The sequence below is a fragment of the Streptomyces sp. NPDC055103 genome (genome assembly GCF_053607625.1).
Window position 1 is genome coordinate 41163 of sequence record NZ_JBSGTX010000024.1, and the last position, 17766, is coordinate 58928.

Consider the following 17766-nt stretch of genomic DNA (forward strand, 5'->3'; position numbering starts at 1 on the left):
CCACCTGGCGCACAACCCCGGGGCCGCACCGCACCCGTGGTGCGGGTCCGGGGCACCGGCAGCCTGGGCCCGGCAAGGGGCGCCGCCCCGTCGTGCCCACCCTCCCCCTGGGGCTTCGCCCCGGGGGGACCCCCAACCCAGCGGGACGAATGCCCACAACAGGGCGGCGGGACCCGCACGGGCGGGCGCGGGGCACGGGCGGGGCCGGCCCCCACGCGGGCAGAGCACGGGCCCCACCCCGGCGGGCGCCGGGCCCCCTGCGTCAGTGGGCGGCCGAGTCCCAGTTCAGGCCTACTCCGACCGAGACGTCGAGCGGGGCGCGGAGGTCCGCCGCGGCGGACATCTGCTCGCGGACCAGCGCCTCGACCTGCTCGCGCTCGCCCGGGGCGAGTTCGAGCACGATTTCGTCGTGGACCTGGAGCAGCATCCGGGAGGCGAGGCCCGCTTCGGTCAGCGCCCGGTCGACGCCCAGCATGGCGACCTTGACGATGTCGGCGGCCGTGCCCTGGATCGGTGCGTTGAGCGCCATCCGCTCGGCGGACTCGCGGCGCTGCCGGTTGTCGCTGTTGAGGTCGGGCAGGTAGCGGCGGCGGCCCAACATCGTCTCGGTGTATCCGGTGGCGCGGGCCTCGTCGACGACCCGGCGCAGATAGTCCCGGACCCCGCCGAAGCGCTCGAAGTAGGTGTCCATCAGGCCGCGGGCCTCGCCCGGGTCGATGTTCAGCTGCTGCGAGAGGCCGAAGGCGGAGAGGCCGTAGGCCAGGCCGTACGACATGGCCTTGATCTTGCGGCGCATCTCGGCGTCGACGGCGGACCGCTCCACGCCGAAGACCTGGGAGGCGACCGTGGTGTGCAGGTCCTCGCCCGAGGTGAAGGCCTCGATGAGCCCCTCGTCCTCGGAGAGGTGGGCCATGACGCGCAGCTCGATCTGGCTGTAGTCGGCGGTCATGAGGGCTTCGAAGCCCTCGCCGACGACGAAGCCGTGCCGGATGGCGCGGCCCTCGTCCGTGCGGACCGGAACGTTCTGCAGGTTCGGGTCGGTGGAGGAGAGACGGCCGGTGGCGGCGACGGTCTGACTGAAGGTGGTGTGGATCCGGCCGTCGGCGGCGACCGTCTTGATCAGGCCCTCGACGGTGGAGCGGAGCCGGGCCTGCTCGCGATGGCGGAGCATGATCAGGGGCAGTTCGTGCTCGGTCTGGCCGGCCAGCCAGGCGAGCGCGTCGGCGTCCGTCGTGTACCCGGTCTTGGTCTTCTTGGTCTTCGGGAGGTTCAGCTCGCCGAAGAAGACCTCCTGGAGCTGCTTGGGCGAGCCGAGGTTGAACTCGTGGCCGACGGAGGCGTGCGCCTCCTTCACGGCCTGCTGCACGGCGCCGGCGAACTGCTGCTCCATGGCCTCCAGATGGTCGCGGTCGGCGGCGATGCCGTTGCGCTCCAGGCGGGCGAGGAGGGCGGAGGTGGGCAGCTCGACGTCGTGGAGGAGCTCGCGGGCGCCGACCTCGCCGAGCCGCTCGTCGAAGGCGGCGGCGAGGTCGAGGACCGCGCGGGCCTGGGTCATGAGGGCTTCGGCCTCGGCGGTGTCGTCGGCGCCGAAGGCGAGCTGGCCGTCGGCGGCGGCCGCCGCCGGGGCGAGCTCGCGCCCGAGGTACTCGACGGAGAGCGCGTCGAGCGCGAAGGAGCGCCGGCCGGGCTTGACGAGGTAGGCGGCGAGGGCGGTGTCCATGGTGACGCCCGCGACGCTCCAGCCGTGCTCGGGGAAGACCCGCATCGCGCCCTTGGCGTTGTGCATGACCTTGGGGCGGGCCGGGTCGGCGATCCACGCGGCCCAGGCCTGCTCGTCGGCCTCGTCGACCGCGCTCGGGTCGAACCAGGCGGCGGCTCCTCCGGCGGCGGCGAGGGCGACCTCGCTGACGTTCCCCGTGCCGAGGGCCCAGCTGTCGACGGTGGCGATGCCGAGGGGCTCGGTGCCGTGCTCGGCGAGCCAGGGGGCGAGCTCGCCGGCGCCGAGGACGGAGGTGTCGAGCTCGACACCCGCGGCGGGGGCGGGGGCGGCCTCCTCGGCGGCGCCGGGGTCGACGGCGAGGAGCCGCTCGCGCAGCGAGGGGTTGCGGATCTCCAGGGTGTCGAGGACGAACGCGACGGCCCCGCGGTCGTAGGGCTCGCGGACGAGGTCGAGCACGGTCTTCGGCAGCTCGACGTCCCGGACCATCTCGGTCAGGCGGCGGTTGAGCTTGACCGACTGCAGGTGGTCGCGGAAGTTCTGCCCGGCCTTGCCCTTGACCTCCTCGGCGCGGTCGACCAGCTCGGCGAAGGAGCCGAACTGGTTGATCCACTTCGCGGCGGTCTTCTCGCCGACGCCGGGGATGCCCGGGAGGTTGTCGGACGGGTCGCCGCGCAGGGCGGCGAAGTCGGGGTACTGCGCGGGGGTCAGGCCGTACTTCTCCTCGACCTTCTCCGGGGTGAAGCGGGTCAGCTCGGAGACGCCCTTGGTGGGGTAGAGCACGGTGGTGCGCTCGGTGACGAGCTGGAACGAGTCCCGGTCGCCGGTGACGATCAGGACCTCGAAGCCCTCGGCCTCCGCCTGGGTGGCGAGGGTCGCGATGACGTCGTCGGCCTCGAAGCCGTCGACCGCGAAGCGCGGCGCGTGCATCGCGTCGAGGAGCTCGCCGATGAGCTCGACCTGGCCCTTGAACTCGTCGGGGGTCTTCGAGCGGTTCGCCTTGTACTCGGGGAACTCGTCGGACCGCCAGGTCTTGCGGGACACGTCGAACGCGACCGCGAAGTGCGTGGGCGCCTCGTCGCGGAGGGTGTTCGCCAGCATCGAGGCGAACCCGTAGATCGCGTTCGTCGGCTGTCCCGTCGCGGTGGTGAAGTTCTCCGCGGGCAGCGCGAAGAACGCGCGGTACGCCAGGGAGTGCCCGTCCATGAGGAGGAGTCGCGGGCGGTCCGCTTCGGTCTTCTCGGTCTTCTTCGATGCTGTCTCGGCCACGGAACGATCCTCCCACGCCCCACTGACATTCCCGGTCGCCCAGGCGTCGCCCCCGCCCCGTCGCGCTGCCCGGACCGCCTCCGTGTCGGTGCCGCGTGACAGGATCGGAGACGTACACCACAGGTCTACCGCTCAAGGGAGAGCGCGATGGTCAGCAAGCCGCCGGCCGGCGACCCGGTCCAGGACGCACCGCAGGTCTCGGCGCCGCAGCACGCCGCGGCGGGCCTGCCCGCCATCGGGCACACCCTGCGGATCGCGCAGGAGCAGATGGGGCTGCGGCGCACCGCGCGCACCCTGCTCAAGGTCAACCAGAAGGACGGCTTCGACTGTCCCGGCTGCGCGTGGCCCGAGGAGGACAAGCGGCACGTCGCCGAGTTCTGCGAGAACGGCGCGAAGGCGGTCGCCGAGGAGGCGACGCTGCGCCGGGTGACCCCGGAGTTCTTCGCCGCGCACCCGGTGGCCGACCTGGCGACCCGCAGCGGGTACTGGCTGGGCCAGCAGGGCCGGATCACCCAGCCCATGCTGCTGCCGGAGGGCGGCGAGCGGTACGAGCCGGTGACCTGGGAGCGGGCCTTCGCGATCATCGCCGAGGAGCTCCGGGCCCTGGGCTCCCCCGACGAGGCGCTGTTCTACACCTCGGGCCGGACGAGCAACGAGGCGGCGTTCCTGCTCCAGCTCTTCGCCCGCGAGTTCGGCACGAACAACCTGCCGGACTGCTCCAACATGTGCCACGAGTCCTCGGGTTCGGCGCTGACCGAGACCATCGGCATCGGCAAGGGCAGTGTCTCCCTGGAGGACCTGCACCGGGCGGACCTGATCGTCGTGGCCGGGCAGAACCCGGGCACGAACCACCCCCGGATGCTCTCGGCCCTGGAGAAGGCGAAGGCCGCCGGAGCGAAGATCATCTCGGTCAATCCGCTGCCCGAGGCCGGTCTGGAGAAGTTCAAGAACCCGCAGACCCCGCAGGGCATGCTCAAGGGTGCCGCGCTCACCGACCTCTTCCTCCAGATCCGGATCGGCGGCGACCAGGCCCTCTTCCGGCTCCTCAACAAGCTGGTCCTGGAGACGCCCGGGGCGGTCGACGAGGAGTTCGTACGGGAACACACCCACGGGTACGAGGAGTTCACCGCGGCGGCGCGGGCGGCCGACTGGGACGAGACGCTCGCCGCGACCGGGCTCGACCGCGCCGAGATCGAGCGGGCCCTGGAGATGGTGCTGGCCTCGGAGCGGACGATCGTCTGCTGGGCGATGGGGCTCACGCAGCACAAGCACTCCGTGCCGACCATCCGCGAGGTGGTCAACTTCCTTCTGCTGCGCGGGAACATCGGGCGGCCGGGCGCGGGCGTGTGCCCGGTGCGCGGCCATTCGAACGTGCAGGGCGACCGGACCATGGGGATCTTCGAGCGCCCGGCACCGGCCTTCCTCGACGCCCTGGACAAGGAGTTCGGCATCGTCTCGCCGCGCCACCACGGCTACGACGTGGTCCGCTCGATCGAGGCGCTGCGCGACGGTGAGGCGAAGGTGTTCTTCGCGATGGGCGGCAACTTCGTGGGGGCGACGCCCGACACGGAGGTGACGGAGGCGGCGATGCGGAACGCGCGCCTGACCGTGCACGTCTCGACGAAGCTGAACCGCTCGCACGCGGTCACGGGCACGCGCGCGCTGATCCTGCCCACGCTCGGGCGCACCGACAAGGACGTGCAGAAGAGCGGCCGCCAGATCGTGACGGTCGAGGACTCGATGAGTCTGGTGCACGCCTCGCGCGGCAACCTGCCGCCGGCGAGCCCGCACCTGCTGTCCGAGCCGGCGATCGTGGCGCGCATGGCCCGGGCCGCGCTCGGGGACGGATCGGCCACGCCCTGGGAGCAGTTCGAGGCGGACTACGCCACGATCCGGGACCGCATCGCGCGCGTGGTGCCCGGTTTCGAGGACTTCAACGCCCGTCTCTCGGCGAACGCGGGCGGCTTCGCGCTGCCGCACGGCCCGCGCGACGAGCGTCGCTTCCCCACGAAGACCGGCAAGGCCAACTTCACGGCCGCGCCCGTCGAGTACCCGAAGGTGCCGGAGGGCCGGCTGCTCCTCCAGACGCTCCGCTCGCACGACCAGTACAACACCACGATCTACGGTCTGGACGACCGCTACCGGGGCATCAAGGGCGGCCGCCGGGTCGTCCTCGTCCACCCCGAGGACGCGGCGGCGCTCGGTCTCGCCGACGGGGCGTACACGGATCTGGTGAGCGAGTGGACGGACGGGACGGAGCGGCGGGCGCCCGGCTTCCGGGTGGTGCACTACCCGACGTCCCGGGGCTGCGCGGCGGCCTACTACCCGGAGACGAACGTGCTGATCCCGCTGGAGTCCACCGCGGACGTCAGCAACACCCCCGCCAGCAAGTCCGTGGTCGTCCGTCTGGAACAATCGCCCTCCGCCTAAGCGTTTGCTCAGGCGGATCGCGGCGATCGCGGCGATCACCGCGATCACCAGCCGTACGAAGACGAACGGAGCCGGGCCATGGGTGAACAGCAGCACGTGAAGTTCCCACAGGAGGTCATCGACGAGTACGCGGCACTCGGCGTCGACCTGCCCGCGCTCTTCTCCGCCGGGCACCTCGGCAACCGGATGGGCGTACAGATCCTGGAGGCCTCGGCCGAGCGGGTCGTCGGCACGATGCCGGTGGAGGGCAACACGCAGCCGTACGGCCTGCTGCACGGCGGCGCCTCCGCGGTGCTCGCCGAGACGCTGGGCTCCGTGGGCTCGATGCTGCACGGCGGGGTGTCCCGGATCGCGGTCGGCGTCGACCTCAACTGCACCCATCACCGCGGGGTGCGCAGCGGCCTCGTGACCGGCGTGGCGACGCCCGTGCACCGCGGGCGGTCCACCGCCACGTACGAGATCGTGATCAGCGACGAGGAGGGCAGGCGGGTCTGCTCGGCGCGGCTGACCTGCCTGCTGCGCGAGGTCACGACGAAGGACGCGGGGATCGTCGCGGGCGGCTGACCCGCACGGACGATCGACCGAACGGTCAAGGGGCGGCACCCGCGAGAGTGCCGCCCCTTCGTCGTCCCCTTCGTCGCCCCCTCCGTCGTCCTCTCCGTCGTCCCCTGCACCATCCCTCTCACCGCCCCCTTCCCCTCCCCCCTTCCCCTCCCCCCTTCCCCTCCCCTCTTCGTCGCCACCCTTCGATTCCGCCGACCGTCACTCTCCGTGATCTTCGTTCGAGGGGCGAACGGGAGGAAAACGCGAAGAACGGAAGGGCCGATTCGTCCGCTGAGGTTTCTGCCGCTGTCCGATATCCGGAGAGTCCGCTGAGCGGACCGTCAGTACCAAGAATCGCTCAAGCCCCTTAGCGGAACTGCATGTTCTCACTATGCGAACACCGCGATACCAACCCCTATGCCCCGTTATTCCCTGCCGTCGCGCACACTCTTTCCCCGTCGGCATAACAAGACAGTCACATCATGTCCTCGGCGCTCCCCGACCCTCCCCACCTGCGCTTAGAGTCACCGCCAGTCACCGCGCCGCCGGGCGCGTCCTACTGCACGGCCCAGCACCACCTCAGTACGGCCCGGCGTTCGACAACGGCACCCCTCGCTCCGCAGCTTCACGGCACCGCCTCATCCGAGGGGGCCGCGCCAGGGAAAGGACCCTTCGTGCGAAACCGTTCGTTGCTCATACTCACCACCGCGGTCACCGCGGGTGCACTCACCCTCACCGCCTGCGGATCGCGTGACGACAAGGGCGGCGCCGAAAAGGGCGGCGACGGTGGAAACGTCACCGTGACCATCGGTCTCGACGCGCCCCTCACGGGTGAGCTGTCCGCCCTCGGCCTGGGCATCAAGAACTCGGCCGACCTCGCGGTCAAGACGGCCAACGAGAAGGCCTACGTCAAGGGCGTGACCTTCAAGCTGGAGTCCCTGGACGACCAGGCGCAGCCCTCCGCCGGCCAGCAGAACGCCACCAAGTTCGTCGCCGACAAGAGCGTCCTCGGCGTCGTCGGTCCGCTGAACTCCTCCGTCGCGGAGTCGATGCAGAAGGTCTTCGACGACGCGAAGCTGGTCCAGGTCTCCCCGGCCAACACCAACCCGGCCCTGAGCCAGGGCGTCAACTGGTCCTCCGGCGACAAGAAGCGCGGCTACAAGTCGTACTTCCGCACCGCGACCACCGACGCCATCCAGGGTCCGTTCGCCGCCCAGTACGTCTTCAGCGAGGCCAAGAAGACCAAGGCCTTCATCATCGATGACAAGAAGACCTACGGCGCCGGCCTCGCGGGCACCTTCAAGGGCGAGTTCGAGAAGCTCGGCGGCAAGGTCCTCGGCACCGAGCACATCAACCCCGACACCAAGGACTTCTCCGCGGTCGCGACCAAGGTGAAGAGCTCCGGCGCCGACGTCGTCTACTACGGTGGCGAGTACCCGGCCGCCGGCCCGCTGGCCAAGCAGATCAAGGAAGCCGGCGCGAAGGTCGTCGTCGTCGGCGGCGACGCGATCTACAGCCCCGAGTACGTGAAGCTCGGCGGCGCGGCCGCGACCAACGGTGACATCGCGACCTCGGTCGGCGCGCCGATCGAGTCCCTCGCCTCCGCCAAGGAGTTCCTGACCAACTACAAGGCCAAGGGCTACAAGGAGGCCTACGAGGCCTACGGTGGCTACGCCTACGACTCCACCTGGGCGATCATCGAGGCCGTCAAGAAGGCCACCGAGGGCAACGGCGGCAAGGTCCCCGAGCGCGCCAAGGTCGTCGAGGCCATGCAGGGCGTCTCCTTCGAGGGTGTGACCGGCAAGGTCGCCTTCGACGAGTTCGGTGACACCACCAACAAGCAGCTGACGGTCTACAAGGTCGAGGGCGGCGCGTTCAAGCCGGTCAAGTCCGACACCTTCGGCGGCTGATCCGCCACCCCACTCCGCACCACCAGCACCACTCAGCACCACCTTCATCGCGCGGGGGGCCGCACAAGGCACCCCGCGCGGTGTCACATCCGTCGAAAGTCTCGGAGGACAATGCGGTGAACGAACTGCCGCAGCAGCTGGTCAACGGCCTGCTACTGGGATCCATGTACGGGCTCGTCGCCGTCGGCTACACGATGGTCTACGGCATCGTCCAGCTCATCAACTTCGCCCATGGCGAGATCTTCATGACCGGCGGCTTCGGGGCGCTCACGGTCTGGCTCATCCTGCCCGGCGGCACCAGCATGTGGGTCGCGCTGCCCGTCATGATCATCGGCGCCGTGCTCGTCGCGACGACGATAGCCGTCGGCGCGGAACGGTTCGCCTACCGCCCGCTGCGCGGTGGCCCCCGCCTCGCCCCGCTGATCACGGCCATCGGTCTCTCGCTCGCCCTGCAGTACGCGGTGTGGGTGTGGTACCCCGAGGCGAAGTCCGCCCGGACCTTCCCGCAGATCCCCGGCGGCCCGATCGAGCTCGGCCCCGTCACCATCCAGACCGGTGACGTCTTCCTCCTGATCGCCGCCCCGATCTGCATGGCCGTTCTCGCCTTCTTCGTCATGCGGACCCGCGTCGGCCGCGGCATGCAGGCCACGGCGCAGGACCCGGACACCGCGAAGCTCATGGGCGTCAACACCGACCGGATCATCGTGATCGCGTTCGCCCTCGGCGCCGCGATGGCGGCCGTCGGCGCGGTCGCCTACGGCCTCAAGTACGGCGTCGTCGACTACAAGATGGGCTTCCTCCTCGGACTCAAGGCCTTCACGGCCGCGGTCCTCGGCGGTATCGGCAACATCTACGGAGCCATGATCGGCGGAGTCGTCCTCGGTATCGCCGAGACCATGGCGACGGCGTACGTCAGCCACATCCCCGGTATGGAGCAGCTCGGCGGCCAGTCCTGGGCCGACGTCTGGGCCTTCGTACTCCTCATCGTCGTACTCCTCGCCCGGCCACAAGGCCTGCTCGGCGAGCGCGTCGCGGACAGGGCGTGAGCACCATGACCACCATCTCCGAGAACACGACGGCGGCCGCGCCGTCCACGTCGGCCGGAGCGACCGGGCTCATCGGCTTCGTGCCGGTGCGGATCGCCCGCGCCCTCGTCCTGGGCGGCGCCGTCCTCACGGTCGCCGGCTGTTTCCTCGCCTGGACCTGGACGCCCACCTTCCCGGGTGACCTCACGTACTACGGCTCCCCCGCGGGCCTGCAGCTCCAGGTCCTGGTCCTGGGCCTGCTGACCACCCTCTTCGCCCTCTCGTCGTACGGCGTCAAGGGCACCCGCTGGCTGACCCCGGCCGGCGCCGACGCGGCCGTGAAGCTCGCCGCGCTCGCCACCCTGGCCACCACCTGGTTCACGGTCGGCGCGATCAGCGTCGAGCTGGGCGGCCCGGTCAACCTGGAGCCGGGCGGCGCGATCGTCGCGCTCTCCTCCCTGGTCACCCTCCTCGGCGCCCTCGCCCTCCCCTTCGAGCGGCCGAAGGTGCTGCCCGTGGACCCGGAGGACACGAGCTGGGACCAGTTCAAGCACCGGGCCGGCAACGGCTGGACGGCCTTCAAGGGCGCGTTCGCGACCGCGGGCCCCGCCCGCAAGCTGCCTCCGCTGCACTCCTCCGTCGAGCTCCTGATCATCACGGGCATCCTCGCCGTGGCGCTCGGCGTCTTCACCTACGGTGTCGGCACCGAGTACGACGAGCTGTTCCTCGGCTTCCTGATCACGGCCGGCCTCGGCTTCGCCGCGGTCAACAAGTCGGGCCTCATGCAGCAGGCCACGCAGCTCACCAAGAAGCACCAGAACCTCACCATCGCGGGCGCGTTCACCGCGGCGGCGCTCTTCCCCTTCACCCAGACCGACGACCAGTACGCGACGCTCGGCGTCTACATCCTGATCTTCGCCACGGTCGCCCTGGGTCTGAACATCGTCGTCGGCCTCGCCGGTCTCCTCGACCTCGGTTACGTCGCCTTCCTCGGCGTCGGCGCCTACGCGGCCGCCCTCGTCTCGGGTGCCCCGACCTCGCCGTTCGGCGTGCACTTCCCCTTCTGGGCCGCCATCCTGGTCGGCGCGGGAGCCTCCCTGGTGTTCGGTGTCCTCATCGGCGCCCCGACCCTGCGGCTGCGCGGCGACTACCTCGCCATCGTCACGCTCGGTTTCGGTGAGATCTTCCGCATCGCGGTGATGAACACGGACGGCACGTCCGGTCCCGACATCACCAACGGCTCCAACGGCATCGCGTCCATCCCGAACCTCAGCATCTTCGGGTTCGACTTCGGCGCCGAGCACTCGATCGCCGGCTTCACCATCGGCCGCTTCGCGAACTACTTCTTCCTGATGCTGCTGATCATGGCGGTCGTCGTGATGGTCTTCCGCCGCAGCGGTGACTCCCGGATCGGCCGCGCCTGGGTCGCCATCCGCGAGGACGAGACCGCGGCGCTCGCCATGGGCATCAACGGCTTCCGGGTCAAGCTCATCGCCTTCGCGCTCGGTGCCTCGCTCGCCGGCCTCGCCGGCACCGTGCAGGCCCACGTGACCTACACGGTGACGCCGGAGCAGTACCTCTTCGCCGGTCCGATCCCGCCCAACTCCGCCTTCCTGCTCGCGGCCGTCGTCCTCGGCGGCATGGGCACCATGAGCGGTCCCCTGGTCGGCGCCTCGCTGCTCTTCCTCATCCCGAACAAGCTCCAGTTCATGGGCGAGTACCAGCTCTTCGCCTTCGGCGTCGCGCTGATCCTGCTCATGCGCTTCCGTCCGGAGGGCATGATCGCCAACCGGCGCAACCAGCTGGAGTTCCACGAGAACGACGAGACGCCCGCCACGCTCGCCAAGGCAGGTGCCTGATCATGACGACCACCACGAAGACCGCCGACGCCACCACCACGCCGGCCGCCGGCGAGGCCGTTCTCGACGCGCGGGGGGTCACCATGCGCTTCGGCGGCCTCACCGCCGTCCGCGATGTGAACCTGACCGTCAACAGCGGCGAGATCGTCGGTCTCATCGGCCCCAACGGCGCCGGCAAGACCACCTTCTTCAACTGCCTCACCGGTCTCTACGTCCCCACCGAGGGTGAGGTCCGGTACAAGGGCAAGGTCCTGCCGCCCACGTCCTACAAGGTGACCGACGCCGGCATCGCCCGTACCTTCCAGAACATCCGCCTCTTCCACAACATGACCGTCCTGGAGAACGTCCTCGTCGGACGCCACACCCGGATGAAGCAGGGCCTCTGGTCGGCGCTGCTCCGCCTCCCCGCCTTCAAGAAGGCCGAGGCGGAGGCCTCGCAGCGGGCGATGGAGCTCCTGGAGTTCATCGGCCTCCAGGACAAGGCGCAGCACCTCGCCAAGAACCTGCCGTACGGAGAGCAGCGCAAGCTGGAGATCGCCCGCGCCCTCGCGAGCGACCCCGGTCTGATCCTGCTCGACGAGCCCACGGCCGGCATGAACCCGCAGGAGACGCGGGCGGCGGAGGAACTCATCTTCGCCATCCGGGACATGGGCATCGCCGTGCTCGTCATCGAGCACGACATGCGGTTCATCTTCAACCTCTGCGACCGGGTCGCCGTGCTCGTCCAGGGCGAGAAGCTGATCGAGGGCGACAGCGCGACCGTCCAGGGCGACGAGCGGGTCATCGCCGCGTACCTGGGCGAGCCGGTCGACACCGGCGCGGCCCCGGCCCCGGCCGCGGCCGCCGATGCCGACGCGGAAGCCGAAGCTGACGCCGACGCCGACGCCGACGCGGAAGCTGACGCCGACGCCGACGCCGACGCCGAGGACGACGCCCCCGAGGCCCCTGAGGCCCCTGAGGCCCCGGTCTCGGAGGAGACCCCGGCCGACGAGACCCCGGACGCCGAGGAGACCTCGGAGGACACCCCGCAAGACCCCGGTTCGGGCAAGGAGAAAGACGCATGACCGCACTGCTCGAAGTCGAGGACCTGCGCGTCGCCTACGGAAAGATCGAGGCCGTCAAGGGCATCTCCTTCTCCGTCGACGCCGGTGAGGTCGTCACGCTCATCGGCACCAACGGCGCCGGAAAGACGACCACCCTGCGGACCCTCTCCGGGCTCCTCAAGCCGGTCGGCGGCCAGATCAAGTTCGAGGGCAAGTCCCTCCGCAAGGTCCCCGCGCACAAGATCGTCTCGCTGGGTCTGGCCCACTCCCCCGAGGGCCGGCACATCTTCCCCCGGATGACGATCGAGGAGAACCTCCTCCTCGGCGCCTTCCTCCGGAAGGACACCGCGGGCATCGCCAAGGACGTCCAGCGCGCCTACGACCTCTTCCCGATCCTGGGCGAGCGTCGCAAGCAGGCCGCCGGCACGCTCTCCGGTGGTGAGCAGCAGATGCTCGCCATGGGCCGGGCGCTGATGTCCCAGCCGAAGCTGCTCATGCTCGACGAGCCCTCCATGGGTCTCTCGCCGATCATGATGCAGAAGATCATGGCGACGATCGCCGAGCTGAAGGCCCAGGGCACCACCATCCTGCTCGTCGAGCAGAACGCCCAGGCCGCGCTCGCCCTGGCGGACCACGGGCACGTCATGGAGATCGGCAAGGTCGTGCTCTCGGGCACGGGCCAGAACCTGCTCCACGACGAGTCCGTCCGCAAGGCTTACCTCGGCGAGGACTGATCGCCCCGGTCAGCACACAGACGGAAGGCCCGCCCCACAGTGACGTGGGGCGGGCCTTCTTCCGTACGGGGGGCTACTGCTGGCCCTTGGCCGCCTTCTTCTCCTCGGCGTCCTCGATGACCGCCTCGGCGACCTGCTGCATCGACATGCGCCGGTCCATGGAGGTCTTCTGGATCCAGCGGAACGCGGCCGGCTCCGTCAGCCCGTACTGGGTCTGCAGGATCGACTTGGCGCGGTCCACGAGCTTGCGGGTCTCCAGGCGGAGGGAGAGGTCGGCGACCTCCTTCTCCAGGGCGCGCAGCTCGGCGAAGCGGGAGACGGCCATCTCGATGGCGGGCACCACGTCGCTCTTGCTGAACGGCTTGACCAGGTACGCCATGGCGCCGGCGTCCCGGGCCCGCTCGACGAGCTCGCGCTGCGAGAAGGCGGTCAGCATGAGGACCGGGGCGATGGACTCGCCCGCGATCTTCTCGGCGGCCGAGATGCCGTCGAGGACGGGCATCTTGACGTCCAGGATGACGAGGTCGGGGCGGTGCTCGCGAGCGAGCTCGACGGCCGTGGCGCCGTCTCCGGCCTCACCGACGACCTCGTAGCCCTCCTCCTCCAGCATCTCTTTGAGGTCGAGGCGGATGAGCGCCTCGTCCTCGGCGATGACGACGCGGGTCGTCAGCGGCGGGACGTGCGACGGCTCGGCGTCGTCGGCGGGCTGGGGCGACTCGGGGGCGGTCACGCGGGCTCCTCGTTCCATGGCCTCGTTTCGGAGGCGGATACAGCTCCCCATGAGCCTACCTACCTCCTGTAAGGTAGGGGCACGGCGGGTGATCACCGACCTTCGTTTCGAAGGATGCCCCGGTAGCCCAGCGGAAGAGGCAGTGGTCTCAAACACCATACAGCGTGGGTTCGAATCCCACCCGGGGCACTTTACCTTTGATTCCAAGGTTTGAGACGGGCGTCGCCCGCTCCGCCGGACGGCCCACTGACCAGCAGGCCGAGCACGGACGGCTCATGTCAGGGGCTCACCGATGTGGTGGACCCGCACCAGGTTCGTCGAGCCGGCGACACCCGGCGGGGAACCGGCCGTGATGACCACGATGTCGCCCTTCTGGCAGCGCCCGATCCGCAGCAGCTCCTCGTCGACCTGGGCCACCATCGCGTCCGTGGACTCGACGTGCGGGCCGAGGAAGGTCTCGACGCCCCAGGTGAGGTTGAGCTGCGAGCGTGTCGCCGGGTCCGGCGTGAAGGCCAGCAGCGGGATCGGCGAGCGGTAGCGGGAGAGCCGCTTGACCGTGTCACCGGACTGGGTGAAGGCCACGAGGAACTTGGCCCCGAGGAAGTCGCCCATCTCCGCGGCGGCCCGGGCGACGGCGCCGCCCTGGGTGCGGGGCTTGTTGCGCTCGGTCAGCGGGGGCAGCCCCTTGGCGAGGACGTCCTCCTCCGCGGCCTCGACGATCCGGCTCATGGTGCGGACCGTCTCGATCGGGTAGCGGCCGACACTGGTCTCGCCGGAGAGCATGACGGCGTCGGTGCCGTCGATGACCGCGTTCGCCACGTCGCTCGCCTCGGCGCGCGTGGGGCGGGAGTTGTCGATCATCGAGTCGAGCATCTGGGTGGCGACGATGACCGGCTTGGCGTTGCGCTTGGCCAGTTTGACCGCCCGCTTCTGGACGATCGGCACCTGCTCCAGGGGCATCTCGACGCCCAGGTCGCCGCGGGCGACCATGATGCCGTCGAAGGCGGCGACGATCTCCTCGATGTTCTCGACGGCCTGCGGCTTCTCGATCTTGGCGATGACGGGCAGGCGGCGGCCCTCCTCGTCCATGATCCGGTGGACGTCGACGATGTCCCGGGCGCTGCGGACGAAGGAGAGGGCGATGACGTCGGCGCCGATGCGCAGGGCCCAGCGGAGGTCCTCGATGTCCTTCTCGGACAGGGCGGGTACGGAGACGGCGACGCCCGGCAGGTTGAGGCCCTTGTGGTCGGAGACCATGCCGCCCTCGATGACCAGGGTGTTCACGCGGGGCCCGTCGACGGAGGTGACCTCCAGGGTGACGCGGCCGTCATCGACGAGGATGCGCTCGCCGGAGGTCACGTCCGCGGCGAGGCCGGAGTAGGTCGTCCCGCAGCAGTGGCGGTCGCCTTCCATCGGCTCGACGGTGATGGTGAACTCGTCGCCGCGTTCAAGGAGTACGGGACCTTCACGGAAGCGGCCGAGACGGATCTTCGGGCCTTGAAGGTCGGCCAGGACACCGACGCTGCGGCCGGTCTCGTCGGAGGCTTTGCGGACGCGCCGGTAGCGCTCCTCGTGCTCGGCGTACGTGCCGTGACTCAGGTTGAAGCGGGCCACGTCCATTCCGGCCTCGATCAACGCCTTGATCTGGTCGTATGTTTCGGTGGCGGGCCCAAGGGTACAAACGATTTTCGCTCGGCGCATGAGTCGAGAGTAGGCCTTACCCATCAGTAGGAAATCGGCCGGACATGACTACTCAACAACCTTTCCGTGAAAGGCTGTTGACAAGACTTGAATCTGTGCGCCGGGGTGCTCCGATGAGCGATTTCCGTGCCCTCGCGCGCCCTGTCTCAGAGTGCGGGCGGCACCATCGTGAAGCGCGCGACGACCTCGGCCGTGACCGTCCGCCGCTGCGGTTCGAGGTCCAGCGGAGGCGCCTCGCCGGCCCGTTCCGCCGCGAAGCCCGCCGGCGCCGCGGCGAAGACCGGCGGCATCGACGCCGTCCCGGTCCCCGCGAGGCCGGCGTCCGAGAGTTCGAGGAGTGAGGCGAGCGAGGTGCCGAGCGCCTCCGCGTACGCCCGCGCCCGCTGCACGGCCTCCGTCACCGCGAGGCGCCGCGCCTCCGCGTACGCCGGGGAGTCGGGCCGCAGTTCCCACCACGGGCCGTCGACGCCCGTCATCTCCAGATCCGCGAGACGGGTCACCAGCTCCCCGAGCGCCGTGAAGTCGGTCAGCTCGGCCGTGATCCGCACCCGGCCCACGAAGGCGTGCACCCGCTCGCCGCGCCCGCGCCTGCCGAGCTCCGGCGAGATCGAGAACCGGCCCGTCTCCAGTTTCCCGACCGCCTCCCCCTGCGCCTTGACGAGGTCGAGCACCGACGCGTTCCGTCGGGTCAGCTCCGCGAGCGTCGCCGAGCGGTCCGTCCCGCGCGCGGAGACCGTCACCCAGATCCGGGCGAACTCCGGGTCGACCTCCAGCCGGCCCTCGCCACGCACCGTCACCTGCGGGGCCACCGGGGTCGCGTGTTCCTGCGTCACGTCCTGACTCCTCCATGCTCGGTAACGATCGTCCACCGAACACTTTCCCACTCCGTAACCCGAAAGGGCTGTTGCCGACGTGCCGCCTGAGCCAGAATCTACGCGCGTTGTGCGTGCTCGACCAGGCTCGACCGCATGCCCGCGCCAACGCCACCGAACCGAGGAGAAGCACATGCCGTTGAACCGCCGGACGTTCCTGGAGAGCTCCGTCGCCGTCGGAGCCGGAGCCGCCCTCACCGCGGGGACCGTCGCCCCCGCCGAGGCCCACGGTCCCCGCCCCAGGCCGGCCAAGCGGTACTCGTTCACCGTGATGGGGACGACCGACCTGCACGGCAACGTCTTCAACTGGGACTACTTCACGGACAAGGAGTTCGACGACAAGGCGCACAACGACATCGGCCTCGCCAAGATCTCCACCCTCGTCGACCAGGTCCGCGCCGCCAAGGGCCGCCGCAACACCCTCCTCATCGACGCGGGCGACACCATCCAGGGCACGCAGCTGTCGTACTACTACGCCAAGGTCGACCCCATCACGAAGGCCGGCGGCCCGGTCCACCCGATGGCCCAGGCCATGAACGCCATCGGCTACGACGCCGCCGCGCTCGGCAACCACGAGTTCAACTACGGCATCCCGGTGCTGCGGAAGTTCGAGGAGCAGTGCGACTTCCCGCTGCTCGGCGCCAACGCGCTCGACGCGAAGACCCTGCGCCCGGCCTTCGCCCCGTACAGCATGCACCGGCTGCGCACCCCGCACGGCAAGGACGTGAAGGTCGCGATACTCGGCCTGACCAACCCGGGCATCGCCATCTGGGACAAGGCGAACGTCAGCGGCCGGATGGTCTTCCCGGGGCTTGAGGAGCAGGCCGCGAAGTGGGTGCCGAAGCTGCGCTCGATGGGCGCGGACGTGGTCGTCGTCTCGGCGCACTCCGGCTCCAGCGGCACCTCCTCGTACGGTGACCAGCTCCCCCACATCGAGAACGCGGCCGGGCTCGTCGCCGAGCAGGTGCCGGGCATCGACGCGATCCTCGTGGGTCACGCGCACACCGAGATCCCGGAGTACCGGGTGAAGAACAAGGAGACCGGCAAGGACGTCGTCCTGTCCGAGCCGCTCAAGTGGGGCCAGCGCCTCACCCTCTTCGACTTCGACCTGGTGTGGGAGCAGGGCCGCTGGGTCGTCGAGAAGGTCGGCGCGCAGGTCCTCAACTCCAACACGGTGGCGGAGGACCCGGAGATCACCGGGCTGCTCGCGGACGAGCACGAGAAGGTCGTCGCGTACGTCAACCAGGTCATCGGCACCTCCACGGCGGCCATGACCACGGCCGACGCGCCGTGGAAGGACGAGCCGATCATCGACCTGATCAACGTGGTCCAGGCCGAGACGGTGAAGGCGGCCCTCGCGGGCGGCGAGCACGCGGCGCTGCCGGTGCTCTCGCAGGCCTCCTGCTTCTCGCGCACGGCCCGGATCCCGGCCGGCCAGGTCACCATCAAGGACGCCGCCGGCCTGTACCCCTTCGAGAACACCCTGGAGGCCCGGCTGATGACGGGCGCCCAGCTGAAGGAGTACCTGGAGTACTCGGCGAAGTACTACGTCCAGACCGCGGCGGGGGCGCCGGTGGACACCGCGCTGCTGACCAACGCGGGCGGGACGCCGGACTACAACTACGACGCCGTGTCGGGTCTGACGTACGAGATCGACATCGCGAAGCCGGCCGGCTCGCGGATCGTGAACCTGTCCTTCGAGGGCAAGCCGCTCGACCCGGCGGCGCGGTTCGTGCTCGCGGTCAACAACTACCGGGCGAGCGGCGGCGGCGCGTTCCCGCACATCGCGAACGCCCAGCAGCTGTGGGCCAACTCTGACGAGATCCGCAACACCATCATCCAGTGGGTGACGGCGAAGGGCACGGTCGACCCGGGTCTGTTCGCTTCGGTGGACTGGAAGCTGACCCGGGACGGCGTGCCGGTGTTCTAGCCG

General features: G+C 70.0%; 12 protein-coding genes and 1 tRNA gene. 9 read left to right on the forward strand and 4 right to left on the reverse strand.

Annotated elements, in window-relative coordinates; genetic code table 11:
* Window positions 1-262: 262 nt before the first annotated feature.
* Window positions 263-2986, reverse strand: coding sequence for a DNA polymerase I (gene polA / locus ACWFR1_RS17325; protein WP_453551860.1), 2724 nt, complete (start codon window positions 2984-2986; stop codon window positions 263-265).
* A gap of 147 nt (window positions 2987-3133) precedes the next feature.
* On the opposite strand from polA, the gene ACWFR1_RS17330 reads away from it, so the two are divergent.
* The 7 genes from ACWFR1_RS17330 (at window position 3134) to ACWFR1_RS17360 (ending at window position 12530) form a co-directional block, all read left to right on the forward strand.
* Window positions 3134-5416: an FdhF/YdeP family oxidoreductase gene (locus tag ACWFR1_RS17330; RefSeq protein ID WP_453551863.1), complete on the forward strand. Its 2283-nt coding sequence runs from the start codon at window positions 3134-3136 to the stop codon at window positions 5414-5416.
* 78 nt (window positions 5417-5494) lie between these two features.
* Window positions 5495-5980 (forward strand): hotdog fold thioesterase, encoded by a 486-nt coding sequence (locus ACWFR1_RS17335; RefSeq protein WP_453551866.1) that lies wholly within the window; start codon window positions 5495-5497, stop codon window positions 5978-5980.
* Between the two features lie 653 nt (window positions 5981-6633).
* On the forward strand, window positions 6634-7869 hold the full coding sequence (locus tag ACWFR1_RS17340; RefSeq protein ID WP_453551869.1) for a branched-chain amino acid ABC transporter substrate-binding protein: 1236 nt from the start codon (window positions 6634-6636) through the stop codon (window positions 7867-7869).
* 116 nt (window positions 7870-7985) lie between these two features.
* Window positions 7986-8915 (forward strand): branched-chain amino acid ABC transporter permease, encoded by a 930-nt coding sequence (locus ACWFR1_RS17345; RefSeq protein ID WP_390485253.1) that lies wholly within the window; start codon window positions 7986-7988, stop codon window positions 8913-8915.
* A complete protein-coding gene (locus tag ACWFR1_RS17350) occupies window positions 8912-10753 on the forward strand; it encodes a branched-chain amino acid ABC transporter permease (RefSeq protein WP_453551872.1) in 1842 nt (613 codons plus the stop codon). Before ACWFR1_RS17345 ends, ACWFR1_RS17350 begins: the two co-directional genes overlap by 4 nt.
* Before the next feature lie 2 nt (window positions 10754-10755).
* Window positions 10756-11817 carry an ABC transporter ATP-binding protein gene (locus ACWFR1_RS17355; protein WP_453551874.1) on the forward strand — a complete coding sequence of 354 codons (1062 nt, stop codon included), beginning with the start codon at window positions 10756-10758 and terminating at the stop codon, window positions 11815-11817.
* The gene (locus tag ACWFR1_RS17360; RefSeq protein ID WP_453551877.1) at window positions 11814-12530 is read left to right on the forward strand and encodes an ABC transporter ATP-binding protein; all 717 of its coding nucleotides are present in this window, start codon (window positions 11814-11816) and stop codon (window positions 12528-12530) included. The genes ACWFR1_RS17355 and ACWFR1_RS17360 overlap by 4 nt, the downstream gene beginning before the upstream one ends.
* Before the next feature lie 73 nt (window positions 12531-12603).
* Here ACWFR1_RS17360 and ACWFR1_RS17365 read toward each other — a convergent pair whose 3' ends face one another.
* Window positions 12604-13260, reverse strand: coding sequence for an ANTAR domain-containing response regulator (locus ACWFR1_RS17365; protein ID WP_453551880.1), 657 nt, complete (start codon window positions 13258-13260; stop codon window positions 12604-12606).
* 116 nt (window positions 13261-13376) lie between these two features.
* Here ACWFR1_RS17365 and ACWFR1_RS17370 point away from each other — a divergent pair.
* A tRNA-Leu gene (locus ACWFR1_RS17370) sits at window positions 13377-13449 on the forward strand.
* A gap of 84 nt (window positions 13450-13533) precedes the next feature.
* On the opposite strand, the gene pyk is transcribed toward ACWFR1_RS17370, so the two are convergent.
* On the reverse strand, window positions 13534-14961 hold the full coding sequence (pyk, locus tag ACWFR1_RS17375; protein WP_453551882.1) for a pyruvate kinase: 1428 nt from the start codon (window positions 14959-14961) through the stop codon (window positions 13534-13536).
* A 146-nt stretch (window positions 14962-15107) separates the two neighbouring features.
* A complete protein-coding gene (locus ACWFR1_RS17380) occupies window positions 15108-15794 on the reverse strand; it encodes an SIMPL domain-containing protein (RefSeq protein WP_453551885.1) in 687 nt (228 codons plus the stop codon).
* Window positions 15795-15966: 172 nt separating this feature from the next.
* On the opposite strand from ACWFR1_RS17380, the gene ACWFR1_RS17385 reads away from it, so the two are divergent.
* A complete protein-coding gene (locus ACWFR1_RS17385) occupies window positions 15967-17763 on the forward strand; it encodes a bifunctional metallophosphatase/5'-nucleotidase (RefSeq protein WP_453551888.1) in 1797 nt (598 codons plus the stop codon).
* Window positions 17764-17766 lie beyond the last annotated feature (3 nt).

Coding starts and splice junctions, on each gene's coding strand:
- ACWFR1_RS17330 (WP_453551863.1), top strand. CDS start 3,134: ATGGTCAGCAAGCCGCCGGCCGGCGACCCGGTCCAGGACGCACCGCAG.
- ACWFR1_RS17335 (WP_453551866.1), top strand. CDS start 5,495: ATGGGTGAACAGCAGCACGTGAAGTTCCCACAGGAGGTCATCGACGAG.
- ACWFR1_RS17355 (WP_453551874.1), top strand. CDS start 10,756: ATGACGACCACCACGAAGACCGCCGACGCCACCACCACGCCGGCCGCC.
- ACWFR1_RS17360 (WP_453551877.1), top strand. CDS start 11,814: ATGACCGCACTGCTCGAAGTCGAGGACCTGCGCGTCGCCTACGGAAAG.
- pyk (WP_453551882.1), bottom strand. CDS start 14,961: ATGCGCCGAGCGAAAATCGTTTGTACCCTTGGGCCCGCCACCGAAACA.
- ACWFR1_RS17385 (WP_453551888.1), top strand. CDS start 15,967: ATGCCGTTGAACCGCCGGACGTTCCTGGAGAGCTCCGTCGCCGTCGGA.